17 protein-coding genes and 1 riboswitch are annotated in these 21,206 nt (G+C 62.8%); of the genes, 6 read left to right on the top strand and 11 right to left on the bottom strand.

Features of this window, described 5'->3' with window-relative positions:
* Positions 1 to 18: 18 nt before the first annotated feature.
* A complete protein-coding gene (locus tag CO666_RS24050) occupies positions 19 to 1,146 on the bottom strand; it encodes a BMP family ABC transporter substrate-binding protein (protein ID WP_097614661.1) in 1,128 nt (375 codons plus the stop codon).
* A gap of 338 nt (positions 1,147 to 1,484) precedes the next feature.
* On the opposite strand from CO666_RS24050, the gene CO666_RS24045 reads away from it, so the two are divergent.
* Positions 1,485 to 2,177 (top strand): GntR family transcriptional regulator, encoded by a 693-nt coding sequence (locus CO666_RS24045; protein WP_097614685.1) that lies wholly within the window; start codon positions 1,485 to 1,487, stop codon positions 2,175 to 2,177.
* 161 nt (positions 2,178 to 2,338) lie between these two features.
* On the opposite strand, the gene atzF is transcribed toward CO666_RS24045, so the two are convergent.
* Genes atzF through CO666_RS24010 form a run of 7 tightly spaced genes read right to left on the bottom strand, consistent with a single transcriptional unit; the run spans position 2,339 to position 11,946 of the window.
* Positions 2,339 to 4,150: an allophanate hydrolase gene (gene atzF, locus CO666_RS24040; protein WP_097614660.1), complete on the bottom strand. Its 1,812-nt coding sequence runs from the start codon at positions 4,148 to 4,150 to the stop codon at positions 2,339 to 2,341.
* 3 nt (positions 4,151 to 4,153) lie between these two features.
* Positions 4,154 to 7,693 carry an urea carboxylase gene (gene uca / locus CO666_RS24035; RefSeq protein WP_097614659.1) on the bottom strand — a complete coding sequence of 1,180 codons (3,540 nt, stop codon included), beginning with the start codon at positions 7,691 to 7,693 and terminating at the stop codon, positions 4,154 to 4,156.
* A 2-nt stretch (positions 7,694 to 7,695) separates the two neighbouring features.
* Positions 7,696 to 8,346, bottom strand: coding sequence for an urea amidolyase associated protein UAAP2 (locus CO666_RS24030; RefSeq protein ID WP_097614658.1), 651 nt, complete (start codon positions 8,344 to 8,346; stop codon positions 7,696 to 7,698).
* A 10-nt stretch (positions 8,347 to 8,356) separates the two neighbouring features.
* Positions 8,357 to 9,178, bottom strand: a complete 822-nt coding sequence (locus CO666_RS24025) for an urea amidolyase associated protein UAAP1 (protein ID WP_097614657.1) — start codon at positions 9,176 to 9,178, stop codon at positions 8,357 to 8,359.
* The gene (locus tag CO666_RS24020) at positions 9,175 to 9,999 is read right to left on the bottom strand and encodes an ABC transporter ATP-binding protein (RefSeq protein WP_097614656.1); all 825 of its coding nucleotides are present in this window, start codon (positions 9,997 to 9,999) and stop codon (positions 9,175 to 9,177) included. Before CO666_RS24020 ends, CO666_RS24025 begins: the two co-directional genes overlap by 4 nt.
* Positions 9,996 to 10,814: an ABC transporter permease gene (locus tag CO666_RS24015; RefSeq protein ID WP_097614655.1), complete on the bottom strand. Its 819-nt coding sequence runs from the start codon at positions 10,812 to 10,814 to the stop codon at positions 9,996 to 9,998. Before CO666_RS24015 ends, CO666_RS24020 begins: the two co-directional genes overlap by 4 nt.
* 58 nt (positions 10,815 to 10,872) lie before the next feature.
* Positions 10,873 to 11,946, bottom strand: a complete 1,074-nt coding sequence (locus tag CO666_RS24010; RefSeq protein ID WP_097614654.1) for a putative urea ABC transporter substrate-binding protein — start codon at positions 11,944 to 11,946, stop codon at positions 10,873 to 10,875.
* Positions 11,947 to 12,020: 74 nt separating this feature from the next.
* Positions 12,021 to 12,132, bottom strand: a riboswitch (guanidine-I (ykkC/yxkD leader).
* A 295-nt stretch (positions 12,133 to 12,427) separates the two neighbouring features.
* Here CO666_RS24010 and CO666_RS24005 point away from each other — a divergent pair.
* The gene (locus CO666_RS24005) at positions 12,428 to 13,147 is read left to right on the top strand and encodes a GntR family transcriptional regulator (protein ID WP_097614653.1); all 720 of its coding nucleotides are present in this window, start codon (positions 12,428 to 12,430) and stop codon (positions 13,145 to 13,147) included.
* 45 nt (positions 13,148 to 13,192) lie between these two features.
* On the top strand, positions 13,193 to 14,380 hold the full coding sequence (uxuA, locus tag CO666_RS24000; protein WP_097614652.1) for a mannonate dehydratase: 1,188 nt from the start codon (positions 13,193 to 13,195) through the stop codon (positions 14,378 to 14,380).
* A gap of 68 nt (positions 14,381 to 14,448) precedes the next feature.
* Here the strand turns inward: uxuA and CO666_RS23995 are convergent, their stop codons facing one another.
* Positions 14,449 to 15,096, bottom strand: coding sequence for a TetR/AcrR family transcriptional regulator (locus tag CO666_RS23995; RefSeq protein WP_097614651.1), 648 nt, complete (start codon positions 15,094 to 15,096; stop codon positions 14,449 to 14,451).
* A gap of 136 nt (positions 15,097 to 15,232) precedes the next feature.
* On the opposite strand from CO666_RS23995, the gene CO666_RS23990 reads away from it, so the two are divergent.
* Entirely contained in the window at positions 15,233 to 16,414 is a 1,182-nt protein-coding gene (locus tag CO666_RS23990) for an HlyD family secretion protein (protein ID WP_097614650.1), read from the top strand.
* A 23-nt stretch (positions 16,415 to 16,437) separates the two neighbouring features.
* Entirely contained in the window at positions 16,438 to 18,027 is a 1,590-nt protein-coding gene (locus CO666_RS23985) for a DHA2 family efflux MFS transporter permease subunit (protein ID WP_097614649.1), read from the top strand.
* An 81-nt stretch (positions 18,028 to 18,108) separates the two neighbouring features.
* Here CO666_RS23985 and CO666_RS23980 read toward each other — a convergent pair whose 3' ends face one another.
* Entirely contained in the window at positions 18,109 to 18,978 is an 870-nt protein-coding gene (locus CO666_RS23980; protein WP_097614648.1) for an aldose 1-epimerase family protein, read from the bottom strand.
* Positions 18,979 to 19,071: 93 nt separating this feature from the next.
* Positions 19,072 to 19,401 carry a DUF6665 family protein gene (locus CO666_RS23975; protein ID WP_097614647.1) on the bottom strand — a complete coding sequence of 110 codons (330 nt, stop codon included), beginning with the start codon at positions 19,399 to 19,401 and terminating at the stop codon, positions 19,072 to 19,074.
* Between the two features lie 180 nt (positions 19,402 to 19,581).
* Between CO666_RS23975 and CO666_RS23970 the strand changes: the two genes are divergently transcribed.
* On the top strand, positions 19,582 to 21,204 hold the full coding sequence (locus CO666_RS23970; protein WP_097614646.1) for an ABC-F family ATP-binding cassette domain-containing protein: 1,623 nt from the start codon (positions 19,582 to 19,584) through the stop codon (positions 21,202 to 21,204).
* The last annotated feature ends 2 nt before the right edge of the window (positions 21,205 to 21,206 follow it).

The raw sequence follows: 21,206 nt of genomic DNA, 5'->3' as shown, positions 1-21,206 counted from the left end.
CGCTTCTCCCTGTTGCGGTTAGGCCGTGGACCCGACGACACCCTCGACCAGGTAGTTCATGCTTTCGAGCTCGATCGCATCTTCGGCATAGCTCTTGTCGGCAGTGACGACGGTGTTGCCCTTGTTATCCTTCAGCGGCCCCTTGAAGACCGAGAAGCCGCCCTTCATCATCTCGGCATGTGTGGCTTCGAATGCCTTGTGGCCCGCCTCGGGTACGCCGGGGCCGAGCGCGCTCATCTTGACGAAACCGTCCTTGAGGCCGCCGCGCACGAAGTTGCCGAGCTTTTCTCCGGCCTGGGCCTTCTTGGCGAAGTCGCTATAGACATTGCCCCAGGCCCATTCGGCGCCGGTGAGGTATTTCTCCGGCGCAAGCGGGCTCTGATTGGCGTGGTAGCCGCAGACGAAGGCGCCGCGGCCGGCGGCGGTTTCGACGACCACCTTCGGGCTGTCGACATGGCAGGTGATGACGTCGGCGCCCTGGTCGACCAGCGCGTTGGTGGCTTCGGCTTCCTTGACGGCAAGCGACCATTCGCCGGTGAAGATCACCTGGCAGGTGATAGCAGGATCGACGCTGCGCGCACCGAGCAGGAAGGCGTTGATGTTCTGCAGCACCTGCGGGATCGGCTTGGCGGCGACGAAGCCGATCTTCTTGCTCTTCGTCGCATGGCCGGCGGCGATGCCGTTCAGATATTGGCCCTGGAAAATATAGCCGAAATAGGAGCCGGTATTGGCCGGATGCTTGCCCTCCTGCCACATGCCGCCGCAGTGACGGAATTGAATGTCCGGATGCTTGGCGGCCATGGCCAGCATATGCGGATCGAAATAGCCGAAGGAGGTCGGGAAGAGCAGCGTGGCGCCGTCGAGATTGATCATCGATTCCATCGTCTTCTGCACGTCGACCGTTTCAGGCACGTTCTCCTCTTCGACGACGGTGATCCCAGGCATCGCCTTGATGACAGCGGCCCCCTCGGCGTGCGCCTGGTTGTAGCCATAGTCGTCCTTGGGACCGACATAGATGAAGCCGACGGTCAGCGCCGTCTGCGCAAGCGCGCGTGAGGAGAGGAGACCAGGCGCCGCGCCGACGAGAGTGACGGCTGCGGAAGCCTGAAGAAAATGGCGTCGTTTCATGGAAAGGAGTCTGGTCATCGGAATGCTCCCCTGACGGCGGTTTTGCCGTTTTGAATTGGTTACAGGAAAGTGTATGCAATGGTCATGCCAGATTTTATTATGCTGTTTTCATAGAAGAAATCTGCATGACACTAGTTGGGTTCCGAAAAGTGCATGCAATTTCACCTCGAATTCCGATGAAAAATTATGCATCGCCTATAAATTTATCGGAAGCCAGCGTCTTGGACTAAGAATGTTATGAATACCGATCCAGCATGAGACATCTTCTATAACAAGATCAATGACATATACTGACGTTTGACTTTGCCCGCTCGAGCGGGCATGTGTATGCAACCGTAGCAATGCAGAATCATTCCTTGAAGCAGATCAGGCGCAGAGAAATCATCAGGGCAGGGACGACCGTCGAGCAGATGGTGCGGGCGATCGCCGATATGATCGTGACCGGACAGATGCTGCCGGGCGAGAAGCTTGATGAAGTCTCGTTGGCCGCCCGCTTCGATGTATCGCGGACACCGGTGCGCGAGGCGCTGCGTGAACTCGGCGCGATGGGTCTCGTCGAGCGCGAGCCGAACCGCAGCGCCATTGTCACCAATGTGAGCGAGACCTATCTGCATTCGATGTTCGAAGCGATGGCGGAACTCGAAGCGATCTGCGCCAGGCTCTCGGCCGAGCGCATGACCGTCGATGAGCGGCGCACGATGGAGCTGGAGCATAAAGCATCGATGAGACTCGTGCATGCCGGCGCGGAAGAGGAATATGCGGCGCACAATACCGAATTTCACACCCGTCTTTATCGCGGCGCGCATAATGATCATATCTTCGAGATGGTGACGCAGACGCGGGCGCGGCTGGCTCCATTTCGACGGGCGCAATTTCGGCTGCCCGGCCGCTTGGCAAAGTCCTACGAGGAACACGGCCGGATCGTGATCGCGATCATGCGGGCGGACGGCAGCGCTGCCGCACAGGCAGCCTATTCCCACGTCGAGATCGTCAGCGATGCGAGCGCCGTGTTTGCAACAACCGGCGAGCCAGGCGCGCGAAACAGCTGAGGTCATGCGCGGTCATCTGCGACAAGGCGGAAGCCGCGGTAGTCCTTTGTACCGCGGGCGAAAGGACAGGCCCGCGATCGACGACCGGTCGAACCGCCTCGAGGCAGCTCGCGCCTCGAGGCCCGCAAGTATCGCCAGCAGGATTTTTTTGAGACGATGCTTCACGCTCTTTTCATCTGATCTGCGATGTAGGCGCGCCAGCCTCCCAGTTCCGTGATTTCGCGCGCGCCTTCGATTGCATGCGCCTCACAGAGAAACCCTGAAATCTGGGAACCGTCATCGAGCGTGACCTTACCGATGCCAAGCGGGGCCGGGATGTTCTGGACAAAACGCCCGAAAGCTTCCGGCGTGACTTTCCAGACCTCGACCTCGAGGCCTTTGCCGTCAAAACCGGGTTCGCGGATCAGCCCTGGCTTCGGTGGAACGGTACCGGGCAGAATGAAGAGGCGGTAATCGGCTGCAGTGCGGCAGCACTTGATGCGTTTGCCGCCCGGTCGGGTGAGTTCGTGGTTGAGAGGCATGCCGGCAAGATGGGCCCCGACGACGACGATCGGCACCAGGCCGTCCTCGGCCTGAGGCACAAGGCTTGCCTTCGGGATCGAGGCCATGCAATCCTTGCCCATTCCTGCATTCAAGGTCCGGTGCATGGCGTCGGCGAAGGGAGCGAGGGCGTCATCGGTAAAGGCGGGGCCGATCAGCGTCACGCCAGCCGGAAGATGCCCGTCGGCGTCGAAGCCGGCTGGGACGGCGATCGCCGCGCAATCGAGTAGGTTGGCGAAGTTGGTGTACCGGCCGAAATGGCCGTTTTTCACGATGGGATCGGCCATCATCTCTTCGACCGTATAGGTGGTCGGCGAGGTCGGCAGCATCAGTATATCGGCCTTTTCCCATTCCTTCCGGGTCTTTTGACGCAGCGCTTCGAGCTTGTATCTGCCGTCGAAAGCGGCGACCGCGTCATAGGCTTTTGCGCCCTCGATGATGGTGCGAACCGTGGGATCGAAGTCGGCGGCATTGGTGGCAAGAAAACCCTTCACCGCCGCCAGTCGTTCGGCGACCCAGGGGCCGTTGTAGAGCAGTTCGGCTGCCTGGCGGAATGGTGCGTAGTCGAAGGGAACGATGATGGCGCCGAGTGCGCGCGCTCTCTCGATTGCGGCGTCATAAAGAGCCTCGACCTGCCTGTTGCCGAAGAACTCCCGCTCGGCTCCGTCGAGCACGCCAACCCGCAGACCGGAGGCGGGGAGGCTGGATGGAATGGCCTTGCGCGAAAACGGATCGGCGGCATCGTAGCCGTCCATCACCTTGCGGATCGCGACGCCATCGCCGACCGTTGGCGCAAAGACGGTGACGACATCGACGCTGCGGCAGGCCGGCACGACGCCGACATTCGGCACCAGTCCCGGAGTCGGCTTGATGCCGACGAGATTGTTGAAGGCCGCCGGCACGCGGCCGGAACCCGCCGTGTCCGTGCCGAGCGCGAAACTCGCCAGGCCCGAGGCGACGGCAACCGCCGAGCCGGAACTCGAGCCGCCCGACACATAGTTCTCGTCGAAGACCGAGCGTGGCGCCCCATAGGGCGAGCGCGTGCCGTTCAGCCCGGTCGCAAACTGGTCGAGATTGGTCTTGCCGATGACGATCGCGCCGGCAGCCCTCAGTCTTGCAACGACGGTTGCGTCCTTCTCGGGATCATAGGCGAAAGCGGGGCAGGCGGCCGTTGTCGGCAGGCCAGCCACGTCGATATTGTCCTTCACCGCGAAAGGAATGCCCCAGAGCGGCAGGCTGTTCGGCTCCGGCGCGCGCTCCATCAGCGCGCGCGCTTCGGCCCGCAGCGCTTCATCCGGCGTCGGCGTGATGAAGATCGCGGGATCCTTGGAGGCGGCGCGGCGGGCAATGACGGTCTCGACGACGTCGAGTGGGCTTTTGCCGGCCTCATAGGCTGCGCGAAGGCTGGTCAGGTCGAGGATGGTCGGCAGCATGGTTCAGCATTCCTCCAGAACAACGATGATATCGCCCGCTTTGACGTTTCGTCCGGGCCCGGCGCGCAGGTCGCGGACGCGGCCGGGCGCATGTGCGGTGACGTTGATTTCCATCTTCATGGATTCGATAATGGCAAGCGTGTCGCCGGCCGCAACCGGTGCGCCCGGCTCGACCAGCAGTTTCCAGATATTGCCGGGCACGGCGCTGGCAACGCCGAAGCAGCCTTCCGGGATGTCCCCATCCGGACTTTCGCCTGTGCCTTCGTCGGTGACGAAGCTGTCGAGCCCCGCCTCCTTCCAGCGTTGACGTTCGGCCTCGAAGGCCGTCTGCTGGCGCGCCTTGAAGCTTCCGATCGAGGCGGCATTGGCCTGCAATTCCCGCTCATAGGCGGCATAGGAGAATTCCGTCTCCTCGATCCTGACGGGATAGCCGCCATGTGGGAAGGCACTGCGGGCTTCCGCCAATTCCTGATGGTCGACCGGGAAGAAACGGATCTGGTCGAAGAAATCGAGCAGCCACGGTTTGTCCTTGGCGAAGACCGGCGTCTGCCGCCAGGTGTTCCACATCTGGATGGTCCGGCCGAAGAGCTGGTAGCCGCCGGGGCCTTCCATGCCATAGATGCACATATAGGCCCCGCCGATGCCGACGGCATTTTCTGGCGTCCAGGTGCGGGCCGGATTGTACTTCGTCGTCACCAGCCGATGGCGCGGATCGACCGGGGTCGCGACCGGCGCGCCGAGATAGACGTCGCCGAGGCCGAGCACGAGGTAGTTGGCATTGAAGACGACGTCGCGCACCGCCTGTTCGTCCGCCAGCCCATTGATGCGGCGGATGAACTCGATGTTGTCAGGGCACCAGGGCGCATTCGGCCGCACGAGGTCCTGATACTTGCGCATGGCGAGTTCCGCATCCGGGTCATTCCAGGAAAGCGGCAGGTGCACGATGCGGCTCGGCACCTTGACGTCCTGGGCTGCCGGCAGGCTCGCCTCGATCTCGGCCAGCAGGCCGAGCAGACGGTTGCGGGTCAAGGCGGTGCCGTCATAGTGAATCTGCAGCGATCGGATGCCGGGGGTGAGATCGACGATGCCGGGCAGGCGCGCCTGCGAGACGGCCTGCATCAAAAGATGCACTCGAAGCCGCAAGGCGATATCCAGTGTCATCGGTCCATATTCGACCAGCAGATTGTCATCTCCTTGTCGGCGGTAGACGACAGAGACAGGCCCGTCGCCGCGCTTGCCGATAACAGGCGAGCCCGTCTCTTCCTTCGCCCTGTGCACGACCGGGCCGGCAATCGGATCGTCCGGTCGTGCCACGGCGTGAAAACGGATGCGGTCGCCGGGCTTGAACTGGCCCATCTTCCACTGTTCGTCGCGGGCGATGACCGCCGGGCAGACAAAGCCGCCGAGGCTTGGCCCGTCGGGTCCGAGGATGATCGGCATATCGCCGGTGAAATCGATCGCGCCGATCGCATAGGCGTTGTCATGCAGGTTGGAAGGATGAAGCCCAGCCTCGCCGCCATCGCTGCGCGCCCATTTCGGCGCCGGGCCGATCAGGCGCACGCCGGTGCGGGCACTGTTGAAATGCACCTCGTAGCTCGTCGAAAGCAGCGTCTCGATATCGCTTTCCTGGAAGAAATCGGGCGCGCCATGCGGACCGTAGACGACGCCCACCTCCCATTCGCGGGTCAGTTCCGCCGGCTCGCTCGCCGGCTTCGCCGGTTCGGCGGCGGCATGACGGGCAAGATGCAGCACATGACCTGTTTTCAGCGTGCCGGTGGCATTGCCGCCGAACTGGCCGAGGCCGAAGGTGGCGCGCGAGCCGAGCACGACGGGGGCGGCAAAACCGCCCGCCACGGCGAGATAGGCGCGCTGCCCCGGTCCATCGATGCTGCCGATCGAGAGAAGCTGTCCGGCGCGGATCGTCACGGTCACGTCATGCGGCAGTTTCTCCCCGTCGACACTCATCGCCATCCTGGCGCCGGCAAGCGCCACCACGGTATCGGTATGGAATTTCAGCACCGGACCGGAGACCGTCAGCTCGAGTGCTGCGACCGTGTCGCCATTGCCGACGAGACGGTTGGCGTGGCGGAAGGAGCGCTCGTCCATCGGGCCGCTCGGCGGCACGCCGACATGCCAGAGGCCAAGTCGTCCCGGCAGTTCCTGAATGCTCGATTGCGCGCCCGGCATAATCACCTCGATGACGTCGGGCACGAAGGAAAAATCGCGCAGCGCGGTCGTCGCCACTTTGCCGCTCGCCAGAAGCTCGGAGCTTGCGATGGCCCTGAGATAGTCGAGATTGGTCTCGATGCCCGATATCGATGTGCCGGCAAGGGCCGCCTTCAGCTTTTCGATCGCCGCCGGCCGGTCCTCGGCTGACACGATCACCTTGGCGAGCATCGGGTCGTAGAAGGGCGTCACCTCCGTGCCGGTCTCGATCCAGCCGTCGATACGCGCGTCCTCGGGGAAAGCGACCTCGGTCAGCAGGCCGGCGCTCGGGCGGAAATCGGCGTGCGGCATCTCGGCATAGACGCGCACTTCGACCGCCGCCCCCTTCGGCTGCAGGGCCTCAGCACCCGAGAGCACATCCTCGCCGGCCGCCTGGCGGATCATCCATTCGACGAGGTCGATGCCGAAGACGGCTTCGGTGACGGGATGCTCGACCTGCAGGCGGGTGTTGACCTCGAGGAAATAGAATTCCTCGCGCTGGGGATCATAGATGAATTCGACGGTGCCGGCGGATTCATAGGAGACGGCCGAGCCGAGGTCGACGGCCGCCTTGTGCAGGCGGGCGCGGGTTGCGGCGGAAAGGCCGGGGGCGGGGGTCTCCTCGACCACCTTCTGGTTCCGTCGCTGCAGCGAGCAGTCGCGCTCACCGAGCGCGATGACCTTGCCTTTGCCATCCCCGAAGATCTGCACTTCGACATGGCGCGCCTCGGCCACGAAACGCTCGATATAGACGCGCGCATCGCCGAAACTTGCCCGCGCGGTGCGCTGCACGCTTTCGAAGGAAGCTTTCAAGGTTACGGCATCGGCGCAGAGCTGCATGCCGATGCCGCCGCCGCCGGCCGTGCTCTTCAGCATGACGGGATAGCCGATTGTTTCGGCCACTACCAGCGCTTCATCGGCGCTCGAAAGCAGGCCGGTGCCGGGCAAAAGCGGCACGCCGCTCGCCTTGGCAAGTTCGCGCGCCGTATGCTTGAGGCCGAAGGCCGAGAGATGCTCGGGCCGCGGGCCGATGAAGGCGATGCCTTCGGCGGCAAGGCGCTCGGCGAAGCCGATATTTTCCGACAGGAAGCCGTAGCCGGGATGCACCGCCTCGGCGCCTGTCGCCTTGCAGGCGGCGATGACCGCATCGACGTTGAGATAGCTTTCGCTGGCTGGCGCCGGGCCGAGACGCACCGCTTCATCAGCCATCATGGCGGGTCTCGCGAAACGGTCGGCATCGGAACAGACGGCGACCGAGGCGATGCCCATCCGCCGCAGGGTCTTGATGACCCGGATAGCGATTTCGCCCCGGTTGGCAATCAGGACTTTCTTGAACATGCTCAATCCTCGCCATCCCAGATCAGCACCCGGATCGGCGTCGGATCGAAGCCGTTGCAGGGATTGTTGATCTGCGGGCAATTGGAGATGACGCAGAGCACGTCCATCTCCGCGATGAGCTCGACATAGTCGCCGGGCGCGGAAATGCCGTCGACGATGGTCATCTCGCCATTCGGCTTGATCGGCACGTTCATGAAGAAATTGATGTTCGGCACGATGTCGCGCTTGCCCATGCCGTGTTTCGAAACTTCGAGCACGAAGTTGTCGCGGCAGGCGTGCAGGTATTTCGTGCCGTGGCCGAAGCGCACCGTATTGCTCTCGCAGGAGCAGGCGCCGGCCGAGGTATCATGACGGCCGCAGCTGTCGGCCGTCATGGTCAGCATGACATTGCCTTCGTTCGACATGATGTTGGTGCCGATGCCGATATAGGCGGCACCCTGCAGGCGCATCGTATCCTGATTGGAATAGCGCTCGGAGAAATCGTCGGCACGATAGAAGAGCGTGTCGATCGCCTGTTGGCCGAAACTGTCCTCGATGCGGATCGTCTGGCCCTTGCGCACGATGCCGGACCACGGGGCTTCGGCCGCGATGAAATGATCCTGCGCGGCATTCTGCAGGCTACGGGCAGGAGAGGTCTGGATGAAATCGGACATCGTTTTCTCCTCAGGCCTGCATCAGAGCGTTGTTTTCGAAACCGCGCGCGGCTTCGGCCGTCGCCGTGCGGCAAAGATCATCGGTCGCCGGGATTGCCGCCTTGTAGCGGGTGATGACGACAGGCTTCGGCTGGTAAGTGGGGTCCGGATCGAGCGGATGCGGGCAGTTGGAAAACCCGACCAGCATGTCCATCTCGGCACGCAGCTCGACGTAATCGCCGCTGTTGGAGCGCTTGCCCTGCCAGCCGAAACCGCCGGCCTCGCCCAGGCGCACCGGCGCGAAGAGATTGAGGATGCCGGGAATATCGCGCCTGTCGAGGCCGAGCTTGACGGCGACGAGGATCAGATTGTCGCGCGTGTTGCGCGTCTTTTCGCCGGGGTATTTCGCGGCGTTCGAGCCAGCCGTCGAGCCGCCCATCAGGCAGTCATGGGCGCCGGAACTATCCTCGATCATCGAGAACATGACGCGGCCCATATCGGAAAAGATCACGCGCCCCTTGCCGAGCGCCGTCGTCCACTGAACCTTGGCGGTATCGACGAGATTGATCCGCTCGCTCGTATCCTCGGCATTCCAGGCGACGAGCGCCACGGTGGAATTTCCCTCGACCTGATCGATGCGGATTGCTTCGCCGCGCAGAAGCTTCGTCGACCAATACCAGCCGCCCGGGACGGTTTCCTGGTGGATGATCGCGGCGGCATTGATCGCCGGCGCCGGCAGCGGGCTTGGGCCGGGCAGGGCCTTGGGCGCGAATTCCAGGCCCTTTTTCTGGTGCTCCTCATAGCGCGCGCGATTGGCGGCGATCTCTTCGGGGGCGCGTCTCACATGCATCATGGCATTTCTCCTGACGATGCCAGGTCGTCCCGGCCATGCCCCAGGGAAGCGACCGGGCCGTCCCGGTCGGGGCTGAAGATCGATGACTGGCCGGCCAGGCGCGGCGGCCAGATGGAAATATCCTTGGTGATGGTGGCGCCGTAGCGCTCCTTCTCCTCCGGCCGATCGCGGCGGCGTTCGAAGGCGACGACGCGGTTGGCCAGCGTGAAGGCTTCGCGCATGTCATGGGTGACCATGACCACGGTCATCTGCGTTTCGTGCCAGAGCCGCTTCATCAGCGTGTGGATCTCGGCGCGAATGCCGGGATCGAGCGCGCCGAACGGTTCATCGAGCAGCAGCACCTTCGGCTTCATGATCAGCGCCTGGGCAAGCGCCAGGCGCTGCTGCATGCCGCCGGAAAGCTGGGCCGGATATTTGCCCTCGGACCCACCGAGCCCGACCTCGGCGATCAGCTGCCGTGCCTCCTCGATGGCGTTGCGGCGCGCGGCGCCGAAAAGCTTGGCCTTGTAGCGCGCAGCGGAAAATTCCCTGCCGAGCAGCACATTGCCAAGCACCGTCAGGTGCGGAAAGACGGAATAACGCTGGAAGACGACGCCGCGGTCCGGCCCCGGCTCCGGCGGCAGAGGCTCGCCGTCGAGCAGGATCCTGCCCTTCGTCGGCTGTTCCTGGCCGAGCAGCATGCGCAGGAAGGTGGTCTTGCCGCAGCCCGACGGGCCGACAAGGGCGACGAAGGCGCGCGAGGCGACGGTCAAGGACACGTTTTCGAGCACGATCTGGTCGCCATATTCCTTCCAGACCCTTTCGATCTTCAGCTCGCTCATGCCTGCTTCTCCAGTTCCGACCAGGGGAAGACGGCGATGCGCAGGCGATCGAGCAGGGCGTTCATGACCACCGCGAGCAAGGTGATCCAGACGACATAGGGAAAGATGATATCCATCGAGAGATAGCGGCGGACGAGGAAGATGCGGTAGCCGAGGCCGGAGTCCGAGGAGATCGCCTCGGCGGCGATCAGGAACAGCCAGGCGGGGCCGAGCTGCAGCCTGAGGCAGGTGATCAGCCGCGGCAGGATTTGCGGCAGCACGACCCGCAGGCCGATCTGCCAGGAGGAGCCGCCCAGCGTCTCGGCCTTGACGATCTGCTCACGCGGCAATTCCAGCGCTTTCAGCGCCAGATCGCGGATCATCGTCGGCGCCACACCGATGACGATGAGGGCGATCTTCGAGGTTTCGCCAAGCCCCATGACAATGAACAGGATCGGCAGCAGCGCCAGCGGCGGCACCATGGAAATGACGGCAATGAAGGGGGCGAGCAGCGCCCTGAGATAGGGCAGCATGCCGATCAGCATGCCGATAACAAGCGCGATCGCCGTCGAGATGCCGAGGCCGGAAAGCAGGCGGACCAGGCTCGCGCCGGTATCCGACCAGAGCAGGAATTCGCCGGTGCGCTGATCGGCGACGAAGGCCAGGCGGTTGATCGCATCGGCAAAGCCGGCAAGGCTCGGCAGAAGCTTGTCATTGGCGTTCTCAGCCAGTCGCGCCGCCGAGCCGACGGCATAGGCAAGGGCGAGCAGCACGAAGGGCAGCAGCATCAAGGCGAACTGCGCGCCCCGGCTCGGCCTCGTGTTGATCCAACGCATGGGAAATGCTCCGCTGATGAAGGGGAGGAGGCTCGGATGAACCGCGCCTCCGTTGCGATCAGAGCGAACCGTCGGCGGCTGCCTTCATATAGGCCTCGGTGAAGCGCAGCTTTACATTGCCGGTGTCGCCCAGGACCTTGCCATCCGGCATTTCGATGCCGATGACGTCGGCGGACGGCGCGCCATTGCCGAGCAGTCCCTTCTCGAAGAGGAAGTTGCGCACCAGATCCATGGTCTTCTGCAGGCTTGACGAAGCGGTGAAGGCAACGGCGTCAGCCGGCTTGTCGAAGAGTTTGGTGGCGGCAAGCTGGGCTTCGAAGCCGGCAAGATCGGTGCCCGAAGCCGAACCCATCGCCTCGCGGGCAGCCTTGCCCTCGGCGGTATCGGCCCGCAGCAGGGCGGCGGTCTCGTACCAGATGCCGGCAAGCGCCTTGCCGAAGTTCGGATTGTCCTTCAGCACGCCGCTATTGGCGACCATCAGGTCGATGATCTCGCCCGGCACCTGCGAGCTGTCGAAAACCTTCTTGGCGGAGGGATCTTCGAGGATGGTGGAAACCAGCGGGTTCCAGGTGACGACGGCGGTGACGTCGGGCGTCTTGTAGGCTGCGACCATGTCGGCATCGGACGTGTTGACCACCTTCACGTCGCGCTCCGTCAGCTTGATGCTTTCGAGCGCACGGGCGAGCAGATAGTGCGAGACGGAGAACTCGACGAGATTGACGTTCTGGCCCTTGAGATCGGCAAGGCTCGCCTTGTCTTTCAGGATGACGGCATCATTGCCGTTCGAGAAGTCACCGACGATCACCGCAGTCGTATCGACACCGCCGGCGGCCGGGATCGACAACCCGTCCATATTGGTCAGCGTCACCGCATCGAAGGCGCCGGCCGTGTACTGGTTCATCGACTCGACATAGTCGTTGAACTGGGTGACCTCGATCTTGATGCCGTATTTGTCGGCCCATTTCTTGACGATGCCGTGATCGGCCGCATAGCCCCAGGGCATCCAGCCGACATAGATCGACCAGGCGACCTTGAAATCGCTCTTCTGTTCGGCCTCTGCGACGGAAGCAAGCCCGAGCATCAGCGATACCGCCAGCGCTGTGGTGGAAACAATCTTCGAAAAAGTCTGCATTGAAATTCCCCTTCTGCTTTTCTTCAAAAGGGATCGGCAAAGACCATCGTGCCGCCAATCCCTTGGCTTACGAGGTCTCCCGGGCTTTTGTCCCGCCGTGCACCCGGCGGGATTTCTCCCCCGCCGGTGGTGGCTCTCGGACCAGCCGCGCTTCTGGAAAGCGCCGGAACCCTAGCCACCAACTCGGGAAATTCGAAGCAAGAGCTGTGCCACGTTATAAGTCATTGATTTATCGAGCTTCGGCTCCTCGGCGGATTGACACTGTGTACACTCTGCAGCAATTGCCTAATTTTTAAACATTCACGACGAAGCGGCGACGCCGACCCGCCGCTGGCTCGAGGATCCGGCGGCGGGCCAGAACCCCGGTTTGCACCACCGGCATTTTGAGGTGTTTGAGGGAGAATTGACCCTGCGAATATGTTGGCAAGACGAGATAGCTGGTATATTAGTATGCCAGAAAATCTCCTCGTCCCGGTATTCCATGCGGCAGCCGTCAGAAATCGAAGTTTTGGCCGTCCCGTCGTCGCCGGAAACCGGCAGGCTGCGTCGCATCACCACGGCCGGCGCCATCTATCAACGTCTGCATGCCGATATCGTGTCGCTGCGGATGCCGCCTGGCATGTTGCTGCAGGAAAAACGCATCGCCGACGATTTCGGCGTCAGCCGCACGCCGGTGCGCGAGGCGCTGCTCAGGCTTTCCGAAGGCGGACTGGTCGATATCTACCCGCAGTCGGGTACCGTCGTGTCGCGCGTGCCGGTGTCCGCCATTCCCGAGGCGGTCGTCGTGCGCAAGGCGCTCGAAGGCACGACCGTCGAGACAGCGGCTCTGATTGCCACCGCTGCGGACATCGCCCGTCTCGACGCCATCATCGCCCGCCAGCGGTCGCATGCGGCGACCGGCAATACCTCGAGCTTCCATGAGGAAGACGAGACCTTTCACGAGGCGATCGCACAAATATCGGGTTATCCCGGCATCTGGACGATTCTGAAAACGGTCAAGGTGCAGATCGACCGGGCGAGGCGGCTGACGCTGCCGGTGCTGGCGCGGATGGACAATGTGGTGCACGAACATACGATCATCCGCGATGCGCTCGCCGCCCATGATGCGACGGCGGCCCGCAACGCGATGATCCATCACCTGAGCGCCGTCATTCCCGATGTCGACGAACTGCGCTCGCGCTATCCCGATTATTTCTGCTGACGGCAGGACCGGACACGAAACGAAAAGGCAAGAGAAGGAAGAGGAATGCGGCAAGGTTGGAGATGGTTCGGGCCGGAAGCGCCGGTGACGCTGGATGATGTCCGTCAGACGGGCGCGACCAATATCGTCTCTTCCCTGCACCAGGTGCCGATCGGCAGGGCCTGGACCGAGAAGGAGGTGCGCGAGCGCCAGTCGCTGATCGAGACGACGCCCGGCGACCGTTCGGCCCTCGTCTGGTCGGTGGTCGAGAGCATTCCGATTCCCGATGCCGTCAAGCGCAAGGGTGGGGATGCGAAGGCCGAAATCGAGGCGTGGATTGCCAGCCTCGAAGCGGTCGCCGCCTGCGGCATCCCGATCGTCTGCTATAATTTCATGCCGGTGGTGGACTGGACCCGTACCGAACTCGATTTCGTGACGCCGACAGGCGCGACCGCCATGCGCTTCGATCATGAGCGTTTCGCAGCCTTCGACCTGTTCATTCTGGAACGGCCGGATGCGGCACAGCACTATTCCGCGCAAGACCGCGAACGGGCGCGTATCGTTTTCGAAGCCATGTCGGACGACGAGATCGCCGACATCACCCGGATCATCACCTCGGCTCTGCCCGGCTCGACCACCGAGCCTCTGACCATTCCGGCCTTCCGGGAAAAGCTGGTCGCCTATAGCGGTATCGATGCTGCAAGGTTGCGCCGCCACCTGATCGAATTCCTGGAGGCGGTAACGCCGGCCGCCGAAGCGCGCGGCGTCAAGCTGACGCTGCATCCCGACGATCCGCCGCGTTCGCTGTTCGGCCTGCCGCGCATCGCCTCGACGGCCGATGATTATGCCGCTCTTTTCGATGCGGTGCCGTCGGCGGCGAACGGCATGTGTTATTGCACCGGCAGCCTCGGCGTGCGCGCCGACAACGACCTGCCGGCGATCGCCCGGCGCTTCGCCTCGCGCATCCACTTTGCCCATCTGCGCGCCACGACGCGCGAGGGCGACGGCCGGACATTCCACGAAAGCGCGCACCTGGAAGGCGACGTCGATATGGTCGCGGTGCTCCGGGAACTGGTGGCGGAAGACCGCCGCCGCAGCGCGCAGGACACGATCGTCTTCCGCTCGGACCACGGCCATCGCATGCTCGACGATCTCGACAAGACAGTCACGCCCGGTTACCCGGCGATCGGCCGCATGCGCGGCCTTGCCGAACTGCGCGGCATCCTGCATGCGCTGGGCGCCCCGCCGAACTGAGGGCGCCCGGATCGCCGCGCCGCGCCAGCGGAAATCGTCGCGCTGCGCTCTGAAGCCCAAGCGGTGCTTCAGAGCGCGCAACCCTTCAAGAATAGATCCGTGCACATCTTCGCCCTTGCGGCGATCTCTTCAATCCCAGGCGGCTGTTGCTGACGCAGCATCGCGGCGCGCTGGGGCTCCAAAATCATCATGCCGCGCAGCATGCCGCAGGCGGCATGCGGATCCGCAAGGGTTATCAGCCCGCGGTCGATCTGCTTGCGAAGCCAGTTTTCCATCAAGGTGTTGGTTCTGACGATGGCTTTCTCATAGAAGCTATTGGCGATTTCGGGAAAACGGTCCGACTCGCTGATGACGAGCCGGGTGACGGTGATCGTATCCAGCGAGAGCGTCAGCATGCCATAGGCCGTTAGCATGCGTTCCAATCCTTGCCTCAGATCCGCCACCGCAAGTGTGCCGGGGTCGAGCGCTGTGAGGAAGCGTCCCGTCCGCTCCGTGATCATTTCGGAAAAGAGATCCGCCTTCGTCGGAAACAGCCGGTAGAGCGTCTTGGTCGAAACCCCTGCGTCTTGTGCGATTGCAGCAATGCTTGCCGCCGCGTAGCCATTCTCGTGAAATTGCCGGTTGGCCGCCTCGATAATCACGCTTTTCGTATCGTCATCGCAACGGACCTGCGGTCGGCCTCGCGGCCTCTTCTCGATTTCGTGATTTTGGACCATAACAATTTTCCAAATTCTGATTGACATCCATTTTCTAATACATATTTTGGAAAACATCAAGTTTCCTAAAGTGCATTCCACCTGAATTCAAAGGCCGCGGCCGATAGCGACAGCGACCACTCCCAGGAGAGAGACAATGTCCATCAAAACGCTGCAGGCTCTGAACAACAACGCACCTGCCTCGGAAACCACGGCGGAAGCCGCACCCGCAACCCTTGACGCCGGCAACACGCCGCGCATCACCGAGGCTGCCGTCGTATCGGAGCCTGCTGCCCGCAAGCGTGGCGGGCGCTCCCTGCTTCTCGGCGCCACAGCACTCGCGCTGATCGCCGCTGGCGCCTACTACGGCCATGACTACTGGACGGTCGGACGCTTCCACATCTCGACTGACGATGCCTATGTGAAAGCCGATAACAGCACGATAGCCCCGAAGGTCTCCGGCTATCTCGCCGAGGTCCTCGTCATGGACAATGAGACCGTCAAGGCTGGTCAGCCGCTTGCTCGCATCGACGACCGTGACTTCAAGGCCGCGTTCGACCAGGCCACGGCCGATGTCGCTGCGGCAGAGGCGACGCTCAATGCCAAGCAGGCTTCGCTCGATATCCAGCAATCGACGATCGCCGCTGCCCGCGCGACGGTCGACGTCGACCGCGCCAACGAGACTTTCGCCGAGCAGAACAACAAGCGTTATTCGAACCTCGCCACCAGCGGCTATGCCCCGGTCCAGACGGCACAGCAGGCCGCTTCGCAGATTGCTGCCGCCCAGGCCACGATCGTCCGCGACAACGCTGCGCTCGACGCCGCCGTCAAGCAGGTCGATCTCCTGAACGCCGAGCTTGCTCAGGCAAAGGCGGCGCTTGCCCGCAGCCAGGCCGTTCGGCATCAAGCCGAGCTGAACCTCTCCTATGCGACGATATCGGCCCCTGTCGATGGCACCGTCGGCAACCGGACGCTGCGCGTCGGCCAATATGTCCAGGCCGGCACCCAGCTGATGTCGGTCGTCCCGACGACGGCTGCCTATGTCATCGCCAACTACAAGGAAACGCAGCTGACCGATGTCCGAGCCGGCCAGCCGGTCGATATCGAGGTCGATATGTTCCCCGGCCGCATTTATCACGGCCATGTCGACAGCCTTGCGCCGGCGAGCGGCCAGGAATTCGCGCTGCTGCCGCCTGACAATGCCACCGGCAATTTCACCAAGGTCGTCCAGCGCATTCCGGTCAGGATCGTGCTCGACGGTGACGGCGCCGCAGAGGGTGACCTGCGCCCGGGCATGTCCGTCCAGCCGAGCATCGATACCAAGAACGATCGCAGCTAGGCCGGGGACGAGGAGTTCGTGTCATGTCCACCATAGCAGCAACTGCCATCGCCGTTCCGCAGCCAAGAGCCGGGGCCAGCACCAGGGACTGGATCGCCGTTCTCGCCGGCATGATCGGCGCCTTCATGGCGATCCTCAACATCCAGATCACCAATGCCTCGCTTCTCGACATCGAGGGCGGCATCGGCACAGGCGTCGACAACGGCGCCTGGATCTCCACCTCCTATCTCATCGGCGAGATCGTCGTCATTCCCTTGACCGCTTATTTCAGCAACGTCTTCTCGTTCCGCCGCTATATCCTCGTCAATTCCATCCTGTTCCCGCTGTTTTCGATGGCCTGTGCCTTTGCCCATGATCTCGGCACGATGATCCTGCTGCGCGGCCTGCAGGGCTTTGCCGGCGGCGTGCTGATCCCCATGGCCTTCACCATGGTGCTGACCAAGCTGCCGAAAAACCAGCAGCCGCTTGGTCTTGCCATCTTTGCGCTGTCGGTCACCTTCGCTCCGGCCATCGGCCCGACGATCGGCGGCTACCTGACCGAGAATTACGGCTGGCAGACGATCTTCTTCATCAACACGATCCCGAGCCTCATCATGGCGGCGGCTCTCGCGCTGACGCTGGAGAAGCAGCCGATGCAGCTTCACCTTCTGAAGGAAGGCGACTGGGCCGGCATCTTTACCATGGCGATCGGCCTCTCGGCACTGCAGACCGTGCTGGAAGAAGGCAACAAGGACGACTGGTTCTCTTCGCCCTTCATCATCAAGCTCAGCATCCTTGCCTTCGTCTTTCTCGCTGCCTTCATCTGGATCGAGCTGACGGTCAAGAAGCCATTGGTCAAGCTTCGCCTGCTGACGCAGCGCAATTTCGGCATCGGCGTGCTGGTCAACGTGCTGGTCGGCGTCGCACTCTTCGGCACGGTCTATATCCTGCCGCAATATCTCGGCCAGGTGCAGCGCTACAATGCCGAGCAGATCGGAAACGTGCTGGCCTGGACCGGCCTGCCGCAGCTGCTGCTCATCCCGCTCGTCCCGGTTTTGATGAAGCGCTTCGATGCCCGCTATATCGGTTTCCTCGGCATCTCGATCTTTGCGATCAGCTGCTTCATGAACATCATGCTTTCAGCCGACAATGCCGGCGACCAGTTCTGGATCCCGAATATCGTGCGCGCCATCGGCCAGGCGCTGGTGCTGACGCCGATCACCGCCATCACCACAGCCGGCATCGCGCCTTCGGATGCGGCCGCCGCCTCGGGCCTGACCAACATGCTGCGCAATCTCGGCGGTGCGGTCGGCACGGCGACGCTCGGCACGGTGCTGACCAAACGCGAGCAGTTCCACTCCAACATCATCGGCCAGTCGGTCACGCTGACCCGCGATGAAGTTCGTGATCGCCTGAGCAAGCTTACCGGCTACTTCATCCAGCACGGGGTCACCGATCCGGCTGTCGCATCGCACAAGGCAATCGTCGCGATTGGTCAGATCGTCAAGCGTCAGGCATTGATCCTGGGCTTCAGCGACACCTTTGCCGTCATCGGCGTGGTGTTGGCACTGGCGGCGATTGCCCTGCTTTTCACCAAAAAGCCGCAGATCGGCGGTGGTGCCGGCGCCCATTGAACGCCGGCGCACGCCCCAGGAATATCCTCGCAACAAAACCCTCCTTTGCACGTCATGCGAAGGAGGGTTTCACTGTGAAAGCTATTGCCCGATCTCGACCGTGAAAGCGAAGCGCACCGTGGCACCTGGCGCCAGCAGGGTGGTCGAGGGCCGCTCCGACAGCTCGCTCGAGGCCCCGGCTTGCGCAGCCGTTCCGTGCCATGGCTCGACGCAGAGGAAGGGCGCGCCTGGCTTGGTCCACAGAGCGAGATTGGGCAGATTTTCGAAGCGAAACTGGAGAGTCGGACCGCCTTCGGCGCTATAACGCAGCCCTTCGCCAGCACCCTGAGGAAAGATCATCGCGTCCTGCTCGAACATTGTGTGATCCAGCACCAGTCGCCCGGCCTGAAACGGCGAGGGTAACGGTGTCGGATTGATGAGACCACCCGCCAGCCGCACGAGTTCCGGTTCGCCCTGATTGTCGAGCGTGATGGTATGAGCGCGCCCGGAAGCGCCGGGCAGCGGCCAGACGAAAGCCGAGTGGAATCCGAGCCCGAAGGGCATCGTCTTTTGATCGCGATTGGTCACCTCTGCGCTGACTGTCAGCGCGCGGCCTTCGACCGCGTGCTCCACCACCAGCAGGAAATCGAACGGGTAGACCGCCCGGGTGGCTTCCGAGGCAGCCAGCTCGTATCGGCACATCGTCGTGCTGGATGCCGCAAGCACAAATTCGCTGCGGCGGGCAAAACCATGCTGGGCCATCGGATAGACCGTGCCGTCGATCGCGACCTTGTCGTCAGGCGCCTTGCCGACGATCGGAAACAGGATCGGCGAGCGCCCGCTCCAGAAGGCCGCATCGCCCGACCACAGCCAGGAGCGTCCATCGCCTGATGTAAGCGCCTGCATCTCGGCGCCGAGGGAGGAGACGTCGACGGTGAGATCCGGATTTCCGATCCGCATGGAGACTGGCATCACAATTCCCTTTCGCGTTGGTTCGGCGCGAGCATACCCGCCCGCACCGCGATTTCTATCGATGGACGGAGGAACGCAGACGCATGCCGGCCGTCATTTCCTCACCGCGCCCAGCCTTGCGATCACTTCGTTCGGGATGTCGTAACGCTGGATGGCGTCGCGGTTGTTACGCAATCCGCAGATCTCCCGCTGGATGAAGAATGCCCAGACGGCGTCGGAGGCATTGTAGAGGAGCTTCTCGCGCTCTTCGGCGCTCTGGCGGTCGGCAGACCAGGCCTTCAAGGCGGCGAGGGCGGCCTCCACCTTCAATCCATGACGCCCGAGCGCATCGGCGCGTTCCGACATCAATTCGTATTCGAGGACGTTGAAGCCGCTTCTATCCTGCTGGGACTGTCTGAAAGACTGCGGCGGGCGAACGCTCATTGGCACGGATTCCCTGTGGCGTAAGCGACGATATTATTCAACCCGGATCAAAATCAAGGAAGTCGAACATGATCTCATCGGAAAACCGATCATGATTTTCAGGGTCGGGAACGGGCTATCCTGCCGTTGCCCCGCGTGGCATAAGGGCGCCAAAATTTCTTTCCAGGCCCAGCGCACATCATGATTCGTATCGAGAATATCAGCAAACAGCTCAGCCACCGGATCCTCTTCATCGAGGCATCGGCGGCCCTGAACCGAGGCGAGAAGATCGGTCTCGTCGGCCCGAACGGCGCCGGCAAAACGACGATCTTCCGGATGATCAATGGCGAGGAACAGCCCGATGAAGGCCAGGTCTCCTGCGAAAAGGGCGTCACCATCGGCTACTTCAACCAGGACGTCGGCGAGATGGCGGGCCACAGCGCCGTTGCCGAGGTGATGAACGGCGCCGGCCCGGTCAGCATCGTTGCCGCTGAGTTGCGGGAGCTCGAAGCCGCCATGGCCGACCCCGAAAGGGCCGACGACATGGAGGAGATCATCGAGCGCTACGGCGAGGTGCAGGCGCGCTACGAGGAGCTGGACGGCTATGCGCTCGAAGGCCGTGCCCGCGAAGTGCTGGCCGGATTGAGCTTCAGCCAGGAGATGATGGACGGCGATGTCGGCGCGCTGTCGGGCGGCTGGAAGATGCGTGTGGCGCTTGCCCGCATTCTGCTGGCGCGGCCCGACGTCATGCTGCTCGACGAACCGAGCAACCATCTGGATCTCGAAAGCCTGATCTGGCTGGAGGACTTCCTGAAGGGCTATGAAGGCGCGCTGCTGATGACTTCGCACGACCGCGAATTCATGAACCGCATCGTCAACAAGATCATCGAGATCGACGCCGGCACGCTGACGGCCTATTCCGGTGACTATGAATTTTACGAGCAGCAGCGGGCGCAGAACGACAAGCAGCAGCAGGCCCAGTTCGAACGCCAGCAGGCGATGCTTGCCAAGGAAATCAAGTTCATCGAGCGGTTCAAGGCGCGCGCCTCGCATGCCTCGCAGGTGCAGAGCCGCGTGAAGAAACTGGAGAAGATCGACCGGGTGGAACCGCCCAAGCGCCGGCAGTCGGTCGCCTTCGAATTCCAGCCGGCGCCGCGCTCCGGCGAGGACGTGGTCAGCCTGAAGAATGTGCACAAGAAATACGGCAGCCGAAGCATCTATGAAGGGCTGGACTTCATGGTCCGGCGCCGGGAGCGCTGGTGCATCATGGGCATCAACGGCGCCGGCAAGTCGACGCTGCTGAAGCTGGTGACCGGCACCGCCGAACCTGACGAGGGCAGCGTCGCGCTCGGCGCCAGCGTCAAGATGGGTTATTTCGCCCAGCACGCCATGGACATTCTGGACGGTGAGCACACCGTCTTCCAATCGCTGGAAGACCGGTTTCCCCAGGCGGGGCAGGGGCCGTTGCGGGCGCTCGCCGGATGTTTCGGCTTTTCCGGCGACGATGTCGAAAAGCGGTGCCGCGTGCTTTCGGGCGGCGAGAAGGCGCGCCTGGTCATGGCGATGATGCTGTTCGACCCACCGAACCTGCTGGTCCTCGACGAGCCGACGAACCATCTCGACCTCGACACCAAGGAAATGCTGATCAAGGCGCTCTCGCAATATGAGGGCACCATGCTGTTCGTCTCGCACGACCGGCATTTCCTGGCGGCACTTTCCAACCGCGTGCTGGAACTGACGCCCGAAGGTGTTCACCAATATGGCGGCGGCTATACCGAATATGTGGCGCGCACCGGCCAGGAAGCGCCCGGCCTGCGGAGCTGACC

Origin of the sequence: Rhizobium chutanense (genome assembly GCF_002531935.1) — a bacterium.
Lineage (GTDB): Bacteria > Pseudomonadota > Alphaproteobacteria > Rhizobiales > Rhizobiaceae > Rhizobium > Rhizobium chutanense.
Note: the sequence above shows the minus strand (reverse complement) of the source record. Positions and strands in the feature narration are given on the sequence as shown.